The sequence below is a fragment of the Blastococcus sp. SYSU D01042 genome, from assembly GCF_054050515.1.
On sequence record NZ_JBJGZM010000009.1, the window covers coordinates 51015 to 66881 of the forward strand.

The following is a 15867-nucleotide window of genomic DNA, read 5'->3' on the forward strand; positions in this document are numbered from 1 at the left end:
CCGCTGCGGAACGTGCAAAGATCTCTTTGCAAAGAATCCTTTGCGGTCTACCGTGGCGCCGTGGCCACGCCGCCGCCGCCCGGGAAGTCCGTCGCCGTCCACGACGTCCGGGCCCTCCGCGCCCTGGCCCACCCGCTGCGGATGAGCCTGCTGGCCGCGCTGCGCAGCGACGGGCCCTCCACCGCCAGCCGGCTGGCCGACCGCCTCGGGGAGAGCAGCGGCGCCACGAGCTACCACCTGCGCCAGCTCGCCGGCTTCGGCTTCGTGGAGGAGGTCCCCGGCGAGGGCACGGCCCGCGAGCGGTGGTGGCGGGCGCTGCACCGGAGCACCCGCTGGGAGGCCGACGAGTTCCTCGACGAGCCCGGCGGCCGGGAGGTCGTCGACGGGCTCACCGACCGGATCGTCGCCCACCAGCGCCGGATGCTCGCCGCCTTCGCCGCCCAGCGGGAGCGGACCGACGACGAGTGGCGCACCGCCGCCTCGCTCAACGACTGGGCGCTGCGCCTCTCCCCCGCCCGCGCCCGGGAGCTGATCGGCGAGCTGAACGACGTCGTCGAGCGGTGGCGCGACGAGCGGGAGGAGGCCGACCAGCCGCTGGTGCACGTCCTGCTGGACCTCTTCCCGCTCGAGGACTACCCGCTGTGAGTGCCGTCCTGGCCCCGGACCGGGCACGCCGGCGCTTCGTCGGACTGACCGCGCTGCGCTGGCTGCCGGTCGGTGTCGCCGTCCCGGTGTCGGTGCTGCTCGCCACCGAGCGCGGCCTCTCCCCGGCCGACATCGGGGTGACCGTGGCCGTGTACGGCGCGGTCACCCTGCTGCTCGAGCTGCCCACGGGCGGGCTGGCCGACGCGATCGGCCACCGGCCGGTGCTCGCGCTGTCCGGGCTGTTCACCGTCGCCGCGCTGCTCACCATGGCGGTCGCGGACAGCATGCAGCTGTTCCTCGTCGCCTGGGCGCTCAAGGGCGTGGCCCGGGCGCTGGACTCCGGCCCGCTCGAGTCCTGGTACGTGGACACCGTCCACCTGACGCAGCCCGGCGCCGACGTCACGCCCGGCCTCTCCCGCGCGGCAGCGGCCGACGCCGCCGGGCTGACCCTGGGCGCCGTGCTCGGCGGGGCGCTCCCGCTGCTCGTCGACCGCAGCGGCGCCGAGGCCCTGGCCGTGCCGCTGCTGCTCGCCGCGGCCTGCGGTGCCCTGCACGTCGTCGCTGTGCTGCTGCTGGTCGTCCCGGTCCGCCCCCCGGCGGCGTCCGGCCTGGCCGCCGTGCGCTCCGGTGCGCGCGAGGCGCCGCTGGTGATCAGGGCGACCCTGCGGCTCGTGCTGGCGGACCGGCTGCTGCGGCTGCTGATGGCCGTCTCGTTCCTCGTCGGCCTGGTGCTCACCTCCCTGGAGCTGCTCGGCCCGCTCCACCTCGCCGACCTGGCCGGCTCGCCCGAGGCCGGTTCGGCGGTGTTCGGGCTCGTCACCGCGGTCTCCTTCGCGGCGGCCTCGGTGGGCTCGCTGCTCGCGCCCGCGCTCGGCCGCGCCGCCCGGGGCTCGGTCGCGCTGGCCAGCGCCGTCACGTCGGTGCTCGCGGCGCTCGCCGTCGCGGGCTTCGCCCTGGCTCCCGCCGTCGTCCCGGCCGCGATCGCCTACTCGCTGTTCTACCTGGTCAACGCCGCCGTCTCGCCGTTGCGGCAGCGGCTCATGCACGACCGCACCACGGCCGCGCAGCGCTCCACGACGCTGTCCGCCAAGTCGCTGGCGCTGATGCTCGGCGGGCTGCTCGGGAACCTGCTGCTCCCCCGCCTCGCCGACGGCGCCGGGCTGCCGGCCGGCCTGCTGGCCGGCGGGGCCGCGATGCTGGTGCTGGCGGCGGTCTCCCCCGGGCTGCGCGGCCGACCGGGGGCCGAGGGCCCTGGCCCGGACGCGCCGGCCGGAGGACCCTCCGCGCATGAGCACGGACCCCGTGGCGACCGACCCGGAGCACTACCGGGTGGTCTTCGAGAACGAGCGCGTGCGGGTGCTCGAGTACACGGACGCGCCCGGTGACCGCACCGCCGAGCACGAGCACCCCGACAGCGTCATGGTCACGCTGAGCTCCTTCCGCCGCCGGCTGCGCGCCGGGGGTGCGCACCGCGACGTCGAGCTGACCCCCGGGATGGCCGGCTGGCTGCCGGCTCAGCGGCACTCCGGGGAGAACATCGGCGACACCCCGAGCCACGCGGTGTTCGTCGAGCTCAAGGAGGGCGCGCCGGCGGCCGGGGGCGGCACGCACCTGGGCCCGGCCTGACCTCCGCGGGTTGGCCGCCGAGCGCCCGGGTAGCGGCAGGGCATGGCTGACTTCTCCCCCGGTTCGCTCCGAGGCGCGACCGTCGCGATCACCGGCGCGAGCGGCAACGTCGGGACGGCGCTGCTGCGGCGGCTGACCGCGCCGGGCAGCGGCGTGGCGGAGGTGCGCGGGCTGGCCCGCCGGACCCCGCCCCAGGTCGCGCCCTACGACGGCGTCCGCTGGTTCGCCGCCGACCTGGGGGACCCGGACAGCCAGTCCGTGCTGGAGGAGTTCGTGGACGGCGCGGACGTGGTGATCCACCTGGCCTGGGCGCTGCAGCCCGGTCGCGAGCCGGAGCGGCTGCGCCGGGTGAACGTCGACGGCTCCTGGCGGGTCGCCCGGGCCGCGAGCGCCGCCGGGGTGGCGCACTTCCTGCACATGTCCTCGATCGGCGCCTACGCCGCGGGCGCCGTCGGTCGGCGGGTGGCCGAGGACTGGCCGACCACCGGCGTCCCGAGCGCGCAGTACAGCCGGGACAAGAGCGAGGCCGAACGCGTCGTGCGCCAGGTGCTCGCGCACCGGACGCCCACGGTGCTGTCGGTGGCGCGGCCCACGCTGGTGCTGCAGCCGGAGGCGGGCAGCGAGATCGGCCGCTACTTCCTCGGACCGCTGCTCTTCGCCGCCGCCCGGAACATCCCCGGCGCTGTGGCCCGGCTGCTGCCCCTGCCGCTGCCGAACGTGGCGGTGTCCTTCGTGCACGCCGACGACGTCGCCGACGCCCTGGTGCGGATCGTCGACCGGCGGGCGCCCGGCCCGTTCAACATCGCCGCGGAGCCGGTGCTGGACGCCTCCGGGATCGCCGAGGCGCTCGGCACCCGCCGCATCCCGGTGCCCGCGATCGCCCTGCGGGTGCCCCTGCAGGCGGCATTCCTCGCGCACCTCGTGCCCACGGAGCCGGGCTGGCTGGACATGGGCACCTCGCTGCCGGCCATGGACACCACCCGGGCCCGCACGCTGCTGGACTGGGAGCCGGCCCACCGCAGCGACGACGTGCTGCGCCAGTTCGTCGCCGCCCTGGGTGCCGGCACCGGTGGGCCGGGAGCGCTGCTGCGGCCGGCGTCCGGACCGGAGCTCGACCCGGCCGGTGACCCGGCGAACGTCCCCGGATCGCGCGCGGACTGACCCCGCGTCAGCCGCGGCTGGTCCAGGCCCCCACGTCGCGGCCGGTCCGGGCGAAGACCTCCGACGCCCGGTCGGCGCGCAGCGCGACCAGCGTCGCCTCGCCCTCGGCCAGCGTGATCTCCGGGGCGTCCTCGGCCACCACGCGCGCGGTGGCGGTGGCCCGCCGGCCCTCCACCGAGACGAGCTCGCCGGTGACGACGAGCGGCACGCCCAGGTGCACCGGGCGGCGGTAGGACACGGTCAGCGTGGCGGTCAGCCCACCGTGCCCGGCCGCCCGTGCGGACCGGGCGAGCACGTGGTCGAGCAGGGTGGCGACGACGCCGCCGTGCACCAGGCCGGGCGGGCCCTCGTGCTGCTTGCCCACGGTCACCCGGCCGACGCACCGGCGCTCGGCCGGCAGGTCCTCGACCACCATGGGCGGCGCCACGGGGCTGCCGGGGCCGTAGACCGGGCTGTACCAGCGCTCCCCGGTCCCCGGGTCGTCCACCGACGCGATCTCGTGCAGCTCGCGGAGGTCCTCGGACAGCAGCCCGGTGAGCTCCCGCGCCGCCCGGGTGGCCTCGGCCAGCCGGGCCACCGGGACCTCGGTGCGGACAGCGGCGTCGACCAGCTCGCGCAGCGCCTGCCCGAGCTCCGCGACGGCGTCCCGGCGGACCGCCCGCTCCTCGGCCGACGGCTCGGGGCGCTCAGCCACGCGCCATGCCGGCGTCGCGGAGCAGCCCGCCGCCGATGATCACCCGCTGCACCTCGCTGGTGCCCTCGTAGAGCCGGAACAGCCGGGCGTCCCGGTAGAACCGCTCGACCGCGGTCGTCCGCAGGTAGCCCATCCCGCCGTGGACCTGGACGGCGTTGTCGGTGGCCCGGGCGACCATCTCGGTGCAGTAGAGCTTGGCCGACGACGGACCGATCGACATGTCCTCGCCGCTGTCGTAGCGCTCGGCGACCTCGCGCACCAGGGCCCGGCCGGCGAGCAGCTCGGCGTGCATGTCGGCGAGCATCGCCTGCACCAGCTGGAACCGCCCGATCGGCGCCCCGCCCTGCTTGGCCGTCGCCGCGTAGGCCACCGACTCGTCCAGGACGCGCTGGGCCATCCCGACGCAGAGCGCTGCGATGTGCAGCCGGCCGCGGGAGAGCACGGTCAGCGCCTTGGCGTAGCCCCGGCCCTCCTCGCCGACCAGCGCGTCGGCGGGCACCCGCACGTCGTCGAAGAACAGCTCGGCGGTCCAGGCGCCGGCCTGGCCCATCTTCTTGTCCTTGGGGCCGACCGTGACCCCGGGCGTCGTCGTCTCGACGACGAAGCTGGAGATCCCGCGGCCGCCCTTCTCCTCGGGGTTCGTGCGCGCGAACACCACGAACAGGTCGGCCAGCGGGGCGTTGGTGATGTACCGCTTGCTGCCGTTGATGACCCACTCGTCGCCGTCCCGGCGGGCGGTCGTGCGCAGCGCGGCCGGGTCGGAGCCGGCCTCGGCCTCGGTGAGCGCGAACGAGCCGATGAGGTCGCCGGCGGCCAGGCCGGGCAGGTACTTCTTCTTCTGCTCGTCGCTGCCGAACTTGGCGATCACCTGGCCGGAGATGCCGTTGTTGGTGCCGAACAGCGAGCGGAAGGCCGGCGTCGTGTAGCCGAACTCCATGGCCAGCGCGACGTCCTCGCGCATGTTCACGCCGAGGCCGCCGTGCTCCTCGGGGAGGGCGTAGCCGAACAACCCCATGGCGGCGATCTGCGCGCGGAGCTCGTCGGGGATGCGGTCCTCCTCCTCGATGCGCTCCTCGAGGGGGATGACCTCCTCGCGCACGAGCTGACGAACGGCGTCCCTGATCTGACGGAAGTCCTCGGCGTCCACGGGGACATGCTGGCACGCGCCGCCGACCGGGGGCCGGAACGGCCGTTCCGGCCCCCGGAGGGATCAGGCCAGGGCGTCCAGCCGGGCCATGTCCTCGGCGGACAGGCGGACGCCCGCGGCACCCAGGTTCTCCGTGAGGTGGTCGACGGACTTGGTGCCGGGGATCGGCAGGATCACCGGCGACTTCTGGAGCAGCCAGGCCAGCGCGACCTGGGACGGCGTGGCGTCCAGCTCGCGGGCGATGTCGGCGACCGGGCTGTCCGGCGAGGCCAGGTCACCGGTGGCGATGGGGAACCACGGGATGAACGCGATGCCCTCGGCCGTGGCGTAGTCCAGGACGTCCTGGCTCTTCCGGTCGGTCAGGTTGTAGAGGTTCTGCACGCTGACGATCTCGGTGATCTCCCGCGCCGCCTGCAGCTCCTCGACCGAGACCTCGGAGACGCCGATGTGACGGACCTTGCCCTCCTCCTTGAGCTCGGCGAAGGCGCCGAGCTGGTCGGCAAGGGGCACCTCGGCGTCGATGCGGTGCAGCTGGATGAGGTCGATCCGGTCGACCTTCAGGTGCCGCAGGGAGAGCTCGACCTGCTGCTTGAGGTAGGCCGGGCGCCCGACCGGCGTCCAGATGCCGGGGCCCTGGCGGGTCAGCCCGGCCTTGGTGGCGATGACGAGGCCGTCGGCGTAGGGGTGCAGCGCCTCGGCGATGATCTGCTCGCTGACCTCGGGGCCGTAGGAGTCGGCGGTGTCGATGAAGTCGACGCCCTGCTCGACGGCGGCCTGGACCACGCGGACGGCGGCGGCGCGGTCGGCCGGCTCGCCCCACACCCCCGGACCGGGCAGCTGCATGGCGCCGTAGCCGAGACGGTGCACGGGGAGGTCCCCGCCGATGGTGAACGTGTCGCTCAGTGGTGCAGTGCTCATGCCATCGGCCAGCACCGGTCGGCGGGCAGGTGTTCCCGGCAGCGTGTTCGATGGTCGCCGTGACCGGGGAGATCGTCGTGCTGCGGCACGGTCAGACCGACTGGAGCCGGAGCGGCAAGCACACCGGCCGCACCGACCTGCCGCTGCTGCCCGAGGGCGAGGAGCAGGCCCGGGGGCTGCGCGCAGCCCTCGGGTCCCGCCGCTTCGCCGCGGTGTGGGTGAGCCCGCTGCAGCGCGCCGGCCGCACCGCCGAGCTGGCCGGCCTCGTGCCCACCGGGTCCGACGACGACCTGGTCGAGGTGGACTACGGGGGTTACGAGGGGCGCACGACCAAGGAGATCAGCGCGGACCTCGGCCGCACCTGGTCGATCTGGGCCGACGGGACCGTGCCCGGGGAGACGCCGGGCGAGTCGCTCGAGCAGGTCGGGGCGCGGGTGGACCGGGTGCTCGACCGCGCGCGGACCCGGCTGGGCGACGGCGACGTCGCCCTGGTCGCCCACGGGCACCTGCTGCGCGTCCTCACCGCCCGCTGGCTCGGACTGGCACCGCAGGCCGGCGCCCTGTTCGCGCTGCCGGCCGGGGCCTACGGCGTCCTCGGGCACGAGCACGACCGGCCGGTGCTGACCGGCTGGGCGCTGCGCTGAGCTCGGGCCGCCTCAGCGGGAGCGGGTGACCCCGACCGGCTGGAAGCGCCCCTCCTGGTCCTCCGCCGGAGGCGCGTGCCGCACCGGCCGGCCGAACAGCCAGCCCTGCCCGAGGTCGGCGCCCAGCGCGGTGACCTCCTCGGCCAGCTGCTCGGTCTCCACACCCTCGGCGACGACGACCGCGCCCAGCTGGTGCGCCAGGTCCGTGACCGCCTTCAGCACGGTGCGGGCGCCCTCGTCGGGAAGGGCCTGCACCAGTCCCTTGTCCAGCTTGACCACCTCCGGCCGGACGGCGGCGAGCAGCGTCAGGCTCGAGTAGCCGGCGCCGACGTCGTCGAGCGCGACCCGCCAGCCCAGCGACCGGTAGTGCTCGAGCACGGTGACCAGGTGCCCGCGGTCGGCGATCGCGTGCGACTCGACGACCTCGAAGACCAGCTGCCCGGGCGACAGCCCGGAGGCGTGCGCGACCTGCTCGGTGCTCGCCAGGCAGACCGGCGCCCGGTAGATCGAGGTCGGGTCGAAGTTGACGTACAGGTCGTCCTCGCCCAGCCACGGCACGGCGCCGGCGATCGCGGACTCGCGGCCGATGCGGTCCAGCCGGTCCAGCCAGCCGGCGGACTCGGCGACGAAGAACAGGTCGGCCGCGCCGATCTCGCGCCCGTCCACGACCCCGCGCAGCAGGGCCTCGTGCGCGACGACGGAGCGGTCCGCGAGGGAGACGATCGGCTGGTAGGCGGAGTGGAACTCGGCCTCGGCGAGCACCCCGACCTCGACGGTGACGCCGCGCCGGGCGAGCTCCACCGCGAGGGTCGGCGCGGTGAGCAGCCGGGCGGCCAGCGCCGCGCCGTCGATCGGCGGGTCGGTGGCCACCCGGACGGCGTCGAGCTCGGCGGCGGTGAGGTCGCGGGCCAGCCGCTGGAGGAGCCGGTCCAGGCCACGGCCACCGCGCGGGTCGACGACGTCCACGAGCTGCGGTGCGGTGGTGACGCCGAGCCCCAGCGACTTCGCGGTGCGCGACACGGCCGGCAGGACGTGGCCGATGGAGGTGGCGAACAGCACCCGCGCCGCCTCACCGGGCACCTCCCAGTGCCCGCGGCAGCTGCAGACCGGGCCGCACGTGGTTCCCACGCCAGCAGGATGACCGACCGCGGGCGATCCCGCGCGAGGCGCGCGGCGCCGGCGTCCCCGGCTCGTTCGGGTGACTCCCAGTCGACTCACAGCAACTCGTGACCGACTTTCGAGACTTGAGTCTCTAAGGTTACGAGCATGTCCGTTCTCAGTCCCGCCGATGCCCGTCCAAGCCGTGGCGGCCGGCCCCGTGACCCGAGCCGGGACGGCGTCATCCGCGCCGCCATCCTGCGGCTGCTCGCCGACGTCGGCTACAGCGCCCTGACCATGGACGCCGTGGCCTCCGAGGCAGGTGTCGGCAAGGCGACGATCTACCGCCGCTGGCGCACCAAGGAGGAGCTGGTCGTCGACACGGTCTCGGACCTGAACGCTGCTGAGGCGGATCACCCCGACACCGGCTCGCTGGAGGGCGACCTCCGCGAGGTCCTGCACTCGATGGTGTCGCTCATCAACGGCCCGACGGGTGCGGCGACGCGCGCCCTGCTGTCCTCGATGCAGCACCAGCCCGCACTCGAGGCCGCGTTCCGGGACGGCCCGTTCTCCGTGTGGCAGCGGACCTTCCACGCGATGTGGGCCCGGGCCGAGGAGCGCGGCGAGCTGCCCCCCGGCGTCGTCGGCACGCCGGTCACCGAGGCCATCGGCGCACCGCTCGTCCAGCGCTGGCTGGCCAGCGGGCATCCGGTCGACGACGCCTACGCGGACGCCGTCGTCGACATGGTCGCGCTGCCCCTGCTGCGGGCCCACGGCGCCACCATCTGAGCGGCGCGCCCGGTCACCAGCCGAGCGTGCCGGGCGCGCCCTTGAACGGGCCGACCACGTCGTCGGTGATCCAGCCGCCGTAGAAGTCGCCCGGCTGCGGGCGGACCGGCTCGCCGTCCACGGTGATCCGGTCCAGCCGGCCCGGGTAGAAGGCGATCGCGCCGGCCAGGTGCTCGTACCCCGCGGTCGGCTGCTCGTAGGACCAGCCGGCAGCGGCCACGCGGCCACCGTCCACGACGACGTCCCAGTAGGTGGCCTGCCCCTTCCACTCGCACCACGACCGGCCCTCGGCCCGCTCGAGCAGCTCGGCGGCGACGTCGTCGCGGGGCACGTAGTACGTGGGCGGGTGGCTGGTCTCGCAGACCCGGATCGCCCGGCGGGTGTCGGCGAGCACCCGCCCGGCGTGCTCGACGAGCACGTGGCGCGAACTCACCAGGGCCGACGGCGGCCGGGGGTAGTCCCAGACCGACTCCTGGCCCGGACCGACGGGATCGCGGCGGACGGGCACCGGATCAGTCGTTGCGGTGCCGGACCCGCTGCACGACGACGAAGGTGACGAGCAGGCCGACCGCGCCGGCCGCGGCCATGCCGGCGGGCGTCTGCAGCCAGCGCACGACGGCGTCCTGACCCTTGGCACGCAGCCGTCCGGGGCTCGTCCGGTAGGTCAGCTGGTCCAGCGTGGCCGCCAGCGACTCACGGGCGGCGTCGATCTCCAACTGGATCTGTCGAGGGTCGCGAGGCACCCCGACAGCCTGCCAGACCAGCACCGACCCGGCCCGTCCACCGCCTGCGCTTCATCCGGGAGGGGGGCTCCTAGACTCCGGTGCCACGCGGGAGTGGTGTAACGGCAGCCACGCCAGACTTAGGATCTGGTGCCTCCGGGCGTGCGGGTTCGACTCCCGCCTCCCGCACGTGCGGTGCCCGCCGGCCCGGCCCGGCTCAGCCGGCCAGGACCGACAGGACGTTGCCCGAGGGGTCGGTGAACCAGGCGATGCCCGGGCCCATCCCCCGCATCACGCCGTCCTCGTCCTGGGGCATCCCGTCGTAGCGCTGGAACTCCACGCCCCGGGCGGCCAGCTCTCGGACGGCGGCGCCCACGTCGGCCACCTGGAAGTTCAGCACCGTGTAGCTGGCCGGCGAGGCCGTCGGCTGCTCGTAGACGAAGGTGTCCCGGCCGCCGGCCAGGTGGAGCCAGAGGTTGCCGTGGTCCTCGGACGTCCGCAGCCCGAGCACCTCGCCGTAGAACTGCCGGGCCGCCGCCAGGTCGCGGACGGCGATCCCGCTGAAGGCCTTCGTGTCGGTGAGCATCGTGCGTCCCTTTCTCCGGACGGGTCGTCAGACGCCGCGGTCGGGCGCGGACATGTCCCCCGTCGCGGGCGTCCCCTCGGCGAGGCCGTACCGCAGGTGGACGGTGCCCGTCGGACTGGCGACGGGCGGTTCGAGCAGCGTCATGTTCGTGGGCACCGCCCCACCGTCGAAGACCTTCTTGCCGACGCCGAGGACGATCGGGTGCACCCACAGGTCCAGCCGGTCGAACAGCTGCTCCCGGAGCAGGGTCTGCACCAGGTCCAGGCTGCCCACGACCTTGACGTCCTCGTGCCGGTCGCGGATCTCGCGCACCGCGGCGGGCAGGTCCGGGCCGAGCTGCGAGGAGCCCGCCCAGGAGAGGTCGGGCCGGCCGCGCGAGGCCACGTACTTGGGGACGGCGTTGAACAGGCGGGCGATGCCGTCGTCCTCGCCGCCCTCCTGGTGCGGCCAGTGCGCGGCGAAGATGTCGTAGGTCCGCCGGCCCAGCAGCAGCGCGTCGGTGCCCTCGTAGGCCGCCTCCACCTGCGCGCCGGAGACCTGGTCCAGCAGCGGCGCCTGCCAGCCGCCGAACGGGAAGCCGCCCTCGGTGTCCTCCTCGGGCCCGCCGGGCGCCTGCCCGACCAGGTCGAGGGTGGCGAACATCTCGATGGTCACGAGGCCCATGGTGTGCTCCCGGGGGAGGTGTGGCGGTGTCGTACCGGGTCAGACCGGCGTGGGCCGCCGAACTCACCGGCCCGGCGGGCCCGGGCCTGCGCCGCCGCCCACCTAGGCTCGGTCCCGCATGATCACCGACCTGCTCCTGGACCACGCCTCGCTCGTCCCGGCCGCGCTGCTGGCCACCGTGGTGGTCTGCGTCGGCGCCGGCGTCCTGGTGCTCCGACGCGCGCGCGACCCGCGCCGGACCGCGTGGTCGCTGGCCGCGCTCGCGCTGCTGCCGGTGGTCGCACTGACCCTCAGCCCGTCGGGCAAGGGCCGGGGCGAGCACGCCGCGTGCACGGTGCAGTTCGCCCTCCCCTCGCTCACGACCGTGGAGCTGCTGGCGAACGTGGCCCTGCTCCTGCCGGCGGCCTTCTTCGCCGCCCTCGCCACCCGGCGGCCGCTGCTCGTCGCCGGCCTGGGCTCCGCCGGCTCGGCCGGGCTGGAGGCGGTGCAGGCGCTCGTCCCGGCGATCGGCCGGGCCTGCGACACCAACGACTGGGCGATGAACTCCCTCGGCGTCCTCGCCGCGGCGCTGCTCGCCGGCGCGGTCCTGGCGGGAACCGACCGGGCGTCGGTCCGCGGCTGAGCGCCCGGCTCAGGCCAGTTCGACGCGCAGGTCCAGCTCCGCCGAGGGCGCCTCGGGGTGGTCGTCGTCCACCACGGCGAGCAGGTGCACGGTGCTGCCCTCGACGGCGCGCAGCGCCAGCCCCTCGATCTTGTGCACCGCGCCGCCGGGTTCGGGGACGGGTGTCACGGCCACGACCGTCTCGTCGTCCACCAGCGCGAGCGCGGTGGCGACGACCGGCCCGTCGTCCACGGCGTTCGGGGTGTCCTCCGCCGCGGCGCTGAGCAGCACCCGGCCGTCCGGCAGCGCGACCGCGTCGGTGACCGCCAGCCCGACGCCGTCCACCTCGCCCAGGTCGTAGGTCCGCCGCCGGCCCACCGGGACCGCGGCGGCGTCCGCCCGCCCGAGCACCGCAGCCACCAGCCCCGCCAGCGGCAGGTCCACGCTGGCCGACGGGACGCCGGCCGCCAGGTTGCCCCGCTGGAACCAGCGCACCTCTCCCCCGTGACGGCTCGCCCCCTCGAGGTTCAGCTGGTCCGCCGGGACGCCCAGCCGCTCGGCGACGCGCGCGTACAGCGGCCCCAGCTCGGCGGCGGTGACCACGGGTGCGCCGTCCACGAGGCGGACCAGCACCCCCCGCATCCGCCGGTCCGAGGACCCGGAACCGAGCAGCAGCACCGCCGGTCCGCCGTCCACCTCGGCCGGGCACGCCACCTCGAGGTCGGGCTTCAGCTTCTTCGTGCCGGCGGCCTCGGAGAACCGGTCGAGCCCCTCGACCGGCGGCAGCACCCGCATCGGCGTGACCGATCCCGGCCGGCGCCAGGCGGCGACGGTGGCGTCGTCCTGCGCGACCAGCCAGCCGTCGCCGAGCGGCGCGACCGCCGACGCCGCGGTCACCGGCGTCCCGTCGTCGAAGCACAGCCGGCGGACGTCGTCCAGGAACAGCCGCATGCCCCCACTGTGCCGGTCCGCCCGCGGCCCGGCGCGCCGGAGCGGGCCTCACCCCTCGGGGTGAGCGACGGGCCGCCCCCGCTCGGGCGGGGGTGCTGCGGCGCCGACCCGATGGGTATGAGCACCTCCGCCACCACCGTCGGCCGCCACCGCGCTCCGGAGACCCCGGACGTCATCGCCTCGCTGGCCGACGTCGACCGCCCGGGCCGGCACGCGGCGCCCGAGCAGGACTCGCCGATCCACGACGCGCTGCGCGACGAGCTCGCCGCGGTCGACTGGTTCAGCCTCGGCGCCTGACCGTCAGCGGACGGCCAGCACCTCGGCGATGACCGGGACCAGCGCCGCGAACGCCTGACCGCGGTGGCTGCGCGCGTCCTTCTCCCCCGGCGACAGCTCCGCCGAGGTCACGTCCAGCCCCTCCGGCACGAAGACGGGGTCGTAGCCGAACCCGTTCGTGCCCCGCCCCTCGCGGACCACCGCACCCCGCCACTCCCGCTCCAGCACCCGCTCGGTGCCGTCGGGCAGGACCAGCGCCGCCGCGCAGACGAACGCCGCACCCCGCCGGGCGTCGGGCACGTCGGCCAGCTGCCCGAGCAGCAGCGCGGTGTTGGCCGCGTCGTCCCCGTGCCGCCCCGACCAGCGTGCCGACAGGACGCCGGGCATGCCGTTGAGCGCGTCGACGGCCAGCCCCGAGTCGTCGGCCACGGCCGGCAACCCCGTCCACCGCACCGCCTCGCGCGCCTTGAGCAGCGCGTTCTCGGTGAAGGTCGCGCCCGTCTCGGGCGCCTCCGGGTACTCGTCGACCTCGGCCAGCCCGACGACCTCCACGCCGGGGACGGCGGAGCGGAGCAGCCGGCGCAGCTCGGCCAGCTTGCCCGCGTTGCGGGTGGCCAGCAGCAGCCGGGTGCTCATCGCGCCAGCGCGTCGGCCTGCAGCCGGGTCAGGTCGGCGCAGCCGGCCACCGCCAGGTCGAGCAGCGCGTCCAGCGTCGGGCGGTCGAAGACCGCGCCCTCGGCGGTGCCCTGCACCTCGACGAAGCCGCCGTCGCCGGTGCACACGACGTTCATGTCGGTGCCGGCGCGCACGTCCTCCTCGTAGGCGAGGTCCAGCCGCGGCTCGCCGTCGATGACGCCGACGCTGACGGCGGCGACCGACTGCACCAGCGGCTCCTTCTTGGCCAGCTTGCCGCGCTCGCCGAGCCAGGAGACGGCGTCGGCGAGGGCGACGTAGGCGCCGGTGATGGCCGCCGTGCGCGTGCCGCCGTCGGCCTGCAGGACGTCGCAGTCGATGGCGATGCTGTTCTCCCCCAGCGCGCCCAGGTCGATCGAGGCGCGCAGCGAGCGGCCGATCAGCCGGCTGATCTCGTGCGTGCGGCCGCCGATCTTCCCGCGGACCGACTCGCGGTCGCTGCGGGTGTGGGTGGCACGGGGCAGCATCGAGTACTCGGCGGTCACCCAGCCCAGGCCCGAGCCCTTGCGCCACCGGGGGACGCCCTCGGTGACGCTCGCGGCGCACAGCACCCGGGTGCGGCCGAACTCCACCAGCACCGACCCCTCGGCGTGGTCGAGCCAGTTGCGGGTGATGGTCACGGGGCGGAGCTGGTCGGCCGAGCGGCCGTCGGGGCGGGTCACGTGCTCTCCTCGCTGGCGCTCGTCGTGCACGCCCTGGGTGCTCTGTCTCTGCGTGACCTCGCAAGCTCGGTCACGGGTGACGAGGGTAGTGCCGCGGCCGCAGTCCCCCGGTCCCACGGGCGGCTGGGGCCGTCAGCGTCCCCGGCCATGGCCTCGAGCACCTCGACCGCGTCGCGCCTCACCGCGGCCGTCGCCGCCTGGCTGGTCGACCGTGTGCGCCAGGTCGGCGAGGAGCAGGAGGCCGTCACCCGGCGCGATCTCCAGGCCCTCACCGCCGAGATCGCCCGGTTGCAGGCCGGCGTCGCGGCGCTCACCGCGGAGCGGACGGCGGCGCCGCCCGGTCCCTGATCGCCGTAGGCCCACCGGTGGGCCACGATGGGCCCATGCGCTCGGAGCTGCGTGCCGTCCGGACCGGCGGTGTCCCCGTGGTCGTGGACCTGACCGACGAGTGCGCCGACTTCGTGCGCGAGGAGGTCGACGGCCTGCTGCACGTGTTCGCCCCGCACGCGACCGCGGGCATCGCGCTGATCGAGACCGGGGCCGGCAGCGACGACGACCTGCTCGCCCAGCTCGACGTGCTCCTCCCCCGGGACGACCGGTGGCGGCACCGGCACGGCAGCCCCGGCCACGGCCGCGACCACGTGCTGCCGGCGTTCGTGCCGCCGCACGCCGTCGTCCCCGTGCTCGAGGGCCGCCTGCAGCTGGGCACCTGGCAGCGCATCTGCCTGGTGGACACCAACACGGACAACCAGCAGCGGCACGTGCGCTTCTCGTTCCTGGCCGGCTGACCTCCGCACCGGACGCGGACCCGGTGCTCACCGCTCGGTGGCACACGGCAGGATGCCGGGCATGACCGACAGCAGCACCGACACGGCACCCGTCCGCCTCACCCCCGGCGAGCCCGCCCCGGAGTTCACGCTGCCCGACGCCGAGGGCAACCCGGTGTCCCTGTCGTCCTACCGGGGCCGGCGGGTCATCGTGTACTGCTACCCCGCGGCGCTGACCCCCGGCTGCACCACGCAAGCCGTCGACTTCACCGCCGCGGCCGGCGACCTCGCCGAGAAGGGCCTGGACATCATCGGCATCTCGCCCGACCCGGTCGAGAAGCTGATGCGCTTCCGGGAGAAGGAGAACCTCTCCATCACCCTGGTGTCCGACGAGGACAAGCAGGTGCTCACCGCCTACGGCGCGTACGGCCCGAAGAAGCTGTACGGCAAGCAGGTCGTGGGCGTCATCCGCTCGACGTTCGTGGTGGACGCCGAGGGCCGGGTCGAGAAGGCGTCGTACAACGTCAAGGCCACCGGCCACGTCGCCAAGCTGCGCCGCGACCTCGGCCTGGACTGAGCCGGGCCCGGCCGTGAGCGCCGCCCCGCTGCCGCCGTGGCCCGCGGACCCGCCCGCGCACGGCGACGTCGTCCTGCGCCGGTGGGCCGACGACGACGCCGGGGTGGTGCGTGACCTGTCGCAGGACCCCTACGTCCCGCTCATCACCACGATCCCGGCGCAGGCCACCGACCCGCAGGCGCTGGCCTGGGTGGCCCGGCAGCAGGGCCGGCACGCCGAGCACACCGGCTTCTCCTTCGCCGTGGCGGAGGCGGCCACCGGCGCGGCCGTCGGCCAGGTGGGGCTGTGGCTGGGCGAGCTGCCCGAGGGCCGCGCCTCGGCCGGGTACCTGATCGCGCCGGGTGCCCGGGGACGGGGCCTCGCCCGCTCCGCCCTGCTCGCGGTGACCGCCTTCGCGTGGACCGTGCCCGGCCTGCACCGGGTGCAGCTGTTCGTCGAGCCCTCGAACGAGGCCTCGGTGCGCACCGCCCGCGGTGCGGGCTACGAGCCGGAGGGCCTGCTCCGCAGCTACCGGGAGATCGGTGGCCGGCGGCGCGACGTGCTCGTGTTCGCCGCCGTGCGCGGAGGCTGAGCGACCGACCGTTCCCGGCAGCGACCGCGCCGGACGACCTCGGCCACGCGTCGTGGTGGCGAACTCCGCCGTAGAC

Annotated in this window: 23 protein-coding genes and 1 tRNA gene; 13 read left to right on the top strand and 11 right to left on the bottom strand. The window is 75.4% G+C overall.

Annotated elements, in window-relative coordinates; all coding sequences use genetic code 11:
- Positions 1-60 precede the first annotated feature (60 nt).
- From ACI79H_RS16005 to ACI79H_RS16020, 4 genes are read left to right on the top strand one after another with little or no spacing between them, the layout of a single operon-like run.
- Positions 61-645 (top strand): helix-turn-helix domain-containing protein, encoded by a 585-nt coding sequence (locus ACI79H_RS16005; RefSeq protein WP_456555400.1) that lies wholly within the window; start codon positions 61-63, stop codon positions 643-645.
- On the top strand, positions 642-2030 hold the full coding sequence (locus ACI79H_RS16010; RefSeq protein ID WP_456555401.1) for an MFS transporter: 1389 nt from the start codon (positions 642-644) through the stop codon (positions 2028-2030). The genes ACI79H_RS16005 and ACI79H_RS16010 overlap by 4 nt, the downstream gene beginning before the upstream one ends.
- On the top strand, positions 1933-2271 hold the full coding sequence (locus ACI79H_RS16015) for a cupin domain-containing protein (protein WP_456555402.1): 339 nt from the start codon (positions 1933-1935) through the stop codon (positions 2269-2271). The genes ACI79H_RS16010 and ACI79H_RS16015 overlap by 98 nt, the downstream gene beginning before the upstream one ends.
- Positions 2272-2313: 42 nt before the next feature.
- Positions 2314-3432: an NAD-dependent epimerase/dehydratase family protein gene (locus ACI79H_RS16020; protein WP_456555403.1), complete on the top strand. Its 1119-nt coding sequence runs from the start codon at positions 2314-2316 to the stop codon at positions 3430-3432.
- A 7-nt stretch (positions 3433-3439) separates the two neighbouring features.
- On the opposite strand, the gene ACI79H_RS16025 is transcribed toward ACI79H_RS16020, so the two are convergent.
- The 3 genes from ACI79H_RS16025 to ACI79H_RS16035 all read right to left on the bottom strand — a co-directional run bounded on the left by ACI79H_RS16025 (position 3440) and on the right by ACI79H_RS16035 (position 6191).
- Positions 3440-4126 carry a PaaI family thioesterase gene (locus tag ACI79H_RS16025; protein ID WP_456555404.1) on the bottom strand — a complete coding sequence of 229 codons (687 nt, stop codon included), beginning with the start codon at positions 4124-4126 and terminating at the stop codon, positions 3440-3442.
- On the bottom strand, positions 4119-5273 hold the full coding sequence (locus ACI79H_RS16030; RefSeq protein ID WP_456555405.1) for an acyl-CoA dehydrogenase family protein: 1155 nt from the start codon (positions 5271-5273) through the stop codon (positions 4119-4121). Before ACI79H_RS16030 ends, ACI79H_RS16025 begins: the two co-directional genes overlap by 8 nt.
- Positions 5274-5336: 63 nt before the next feature.
- A complete protein-coding gene (locus ACI79H_RS16035) occupies positions 5337-6191 on the bottom strand; it encodes an aldo/keto reductase (protein ID WP_456555406.1) in 855 nt (284 codons plus the stop codon).
- Positions 6192-6250: 59 nt separating this feature from the next.
- On the opposite strand from ACI79H_RS16035, the gene ACI79H_RS16040 reads away from it, so the two are divergent.
- Complete coding sequence (locus ACI79H_RS16040) at positions 6251-6835, top strand: histidine phosphatase family protein (RefSeq protein ID WP_456555407.1); 585 nt, start codon at positions 6251-6253, stop codon at positions 6833-6835.
- 12 nt (positions 6836-6847) lie between these two features.
- Here the strand turns inward: ACI79H_RS16040 and ACI79H_RS16045 are convergent, their stop codons facing one another.
- Complete coding sequence (locus ACI79H_RS16045; protein WP_456555408.1) at positions 6848-7963, bottom strand: EAL domain-containing protein; 1116 nt, start codon at positions 7961-7963, stop codon at positions 6848-6850.
- A gap of 138 nt (positions 7964-8101) precedes the next feature.
- Between ACI79H_RS16045 and ACI79H_RS16050 the strand changes: the two genes are divergently transcribed.
- Positions 8102-8722 (top strand): TetR/AcrR family transcriptional regulator, encoded by a 621-nt coding sequence (locus ACI79H_RS16050; RefSeq protein ID WP_456555409.1) that lies wholly within the window; start codon positions 8102-8104, stop codon positions 8720-8722.
- A 13-nt stretch (positions 8723-8735) separates the two neighbouring features.
- Here the strand turns inward: ACI79H_RS16050 and ACI79H_RS16055 are convergent, their stop codons facing one another.
- Both ACI79H_RS16055 and ACI79H_RS16060 read right to left on the bottom strand, forming a co-directional pair.
- A complete protein-coding gene (locus ACI79H_RS16055) occupies positions 8736-9155 on the bottom strand; it encodes a DUF427 domain-containing protein (RefSeq protein WP_456555410.1) in 420 nt (139 codons plus the stop codon).
- Positions 9156-9234: 79 nt separating this feature from the next.
- Positions 9235-9465, bottom strand: a complete 231-nt coding sequence (locus ACI79H_RS16060; protein WP_456555411.1) for a DUF3618 domain-containing protein — start codon at positions 9463-9465, stop codon at positions 9235-9237.
- A gap of 87 nt (positions 9466-9552) precedes the next feature.
- Here ACI79H_RS16060 and ACI79H_RS16065 point away from each other — a divergent pair.
- A tRNA-Leu gene (locus tag ACI79H_RS16065) sits at positions 9553-9633 on the top strand.
- 28 nt (positions 9634-9661) lie between these two features.
- Here ACI79H_RS16065 and ACI79H_RS16070 read toward each other — a convergent pair.
- Both ACI79H_RS16070 and ACI79H_RS16075 read right to left on the bottom strand, forming a co-directional pair.
- Complete coding sequence (locus ACI79H_RS16070; RefSeq protein WP_456555412.1) at positions 9662-10030, bottom strand: VOC family protein; 369 nt, start codon at positions 10028-10030, stop codon at positions 9662-9664.
- 27 nt (positions 10031-10057) lie between these two features.
- A complete protein-coding gene (locus tag ACI79H_RS16075) occupies positions 10058-10693 on the bottom strand; it encodes a dihydrofolate reductase family protein (protein ID WP_456555413.1) in 636 nt (211 codons plus the stop codon).
- A gap of 118 nt (positions 10694-10811) precedes the next feature.
- On the opposite strand from ACI79H_RS16075, the gene ACI79H_RS16080 reads away from it, so the two are divergent.
- Positions 10812-11315 (top strand): VanZ family protein, encoded by a 504-nt coding sequence (locus ACI79H_RS16080; RefSeq protein ID WP_456555414.1) that lies wholly within the window; start codon positions 10812-10814, stop codon positions 11313-11315.
- 9 nt (positions 11316-11324) lie between these two features.
- On the opposite strand, the gene ACI79H_RS16085 is transcribed toward ACI79H_RS16080, so the two are convergent.
- A complete protein-coding gene (locus ACI79H_RS16085) occupies positions 11325-12245 on the bottom strand; it encodes a DUF6910 family protein (RefSeq protein WP_456555415.1) in 921 nt (306 codons plus the stop codon).
- A gap of 117 nt (positions 12246-12362) precedes the next feature.
- On the opposite strand from ACI79H_RS16085, the gene ACI79H_RS16090 reads away from it, so the two are divergent.
- A complete protein-coding gene (locus ACI79H_RS16090) occupies positions 12363-12542 on the top strand; it encodes a hypothetical protein (protein WP_456555416.1) in 180 nt (59 codons plus the stop codon).
- A 3-nt stretch (positions 12543-12545) separates the two neighbouring features.
- On the opposite strand, the gene rdgB is transcribed toward ACI79H_RS16090, so the two are convergent.
- Together rdgB and rph are read right to left on the bottom strand one after the other, a co-directional pair.
- Positions 12546-13157, bottom strand: coding sequence for an RdgB/HAM1 family non-canonical purine NTP pyrophosphatase (gene rdgB, locus ACI79H_RS16095; RefSeq protein ID WP_456555417.1), 612 nt, complete (start codon positions 13155-13157; stop codon positions 12546-12548).
- Positions 13154-13876, bottom strand: coding sequence for a ribonuclease PH (gene rph / locus ACI79H_RS16100; protein ID WP_456555418.1), 723 nt, complete (start codon positions 13874-13876; stop codon positions 13154-13156). The genes rdgB and rph overlap by 4 nt, the downstream gene beginning before the upstream one ends.
- Positions 13877-14023: 147 nt before the next feature.
- Here rph and ACI79H_RS16105 point away from each other — a divergent pair, with 147 nt between their 5' ends.
- The 4 genes from ACI79H_RS16105 (at position 14024) to ACI79H_RS16120 (ending at position 15791) form a co-directional block, all read left to right on the top strand.
- Positions 14024-14224, top strand: a complete 201-nt coding sequence (locus tag ACI79H_RS16105; protein ID WP_456555419.1) for a hypothetical protein — start codon at positions 14024-14026, stop codon at positions 14222-14224.
- Between the two features lie 35 nt (positions 14225-14259).
- Positions 14260-14664, top strand: coding sequence for a YjbQ family protein (locus ACI79H_RS16110; protein ID WP_456555420.1), 405 nt, complete (start codon positions 14260-14262; stop codon positions 14662-14664).
- 61 nt (positions 14665-14725) lie between these two features.
- Positions 14726-15220 (top strand): thioredoxin-dependent thiol peroxidase, encoded by a 495-nt coding sequence (gene bcp / locus ACI79H_RS16115; protein ID WP_456555421.1) that lies wholly within the window; start codon positions 14726-14728, stop codon positions 15218-15220.
- 13 nt (positions 15221-15233) lie between these two features.
- Positions 15234-15791 (top strand): GNAT family N-acetyltransferase, encoded by a 558-nt coding sequence (locus ACI79H_RS16120; protein WP_456555422.1) that lies wholly within the window; start codon positions 15234-15236, stop codon positions 15789-15791.
- Positions 15792-15867 lie beyond the last annotated feature (76 nt).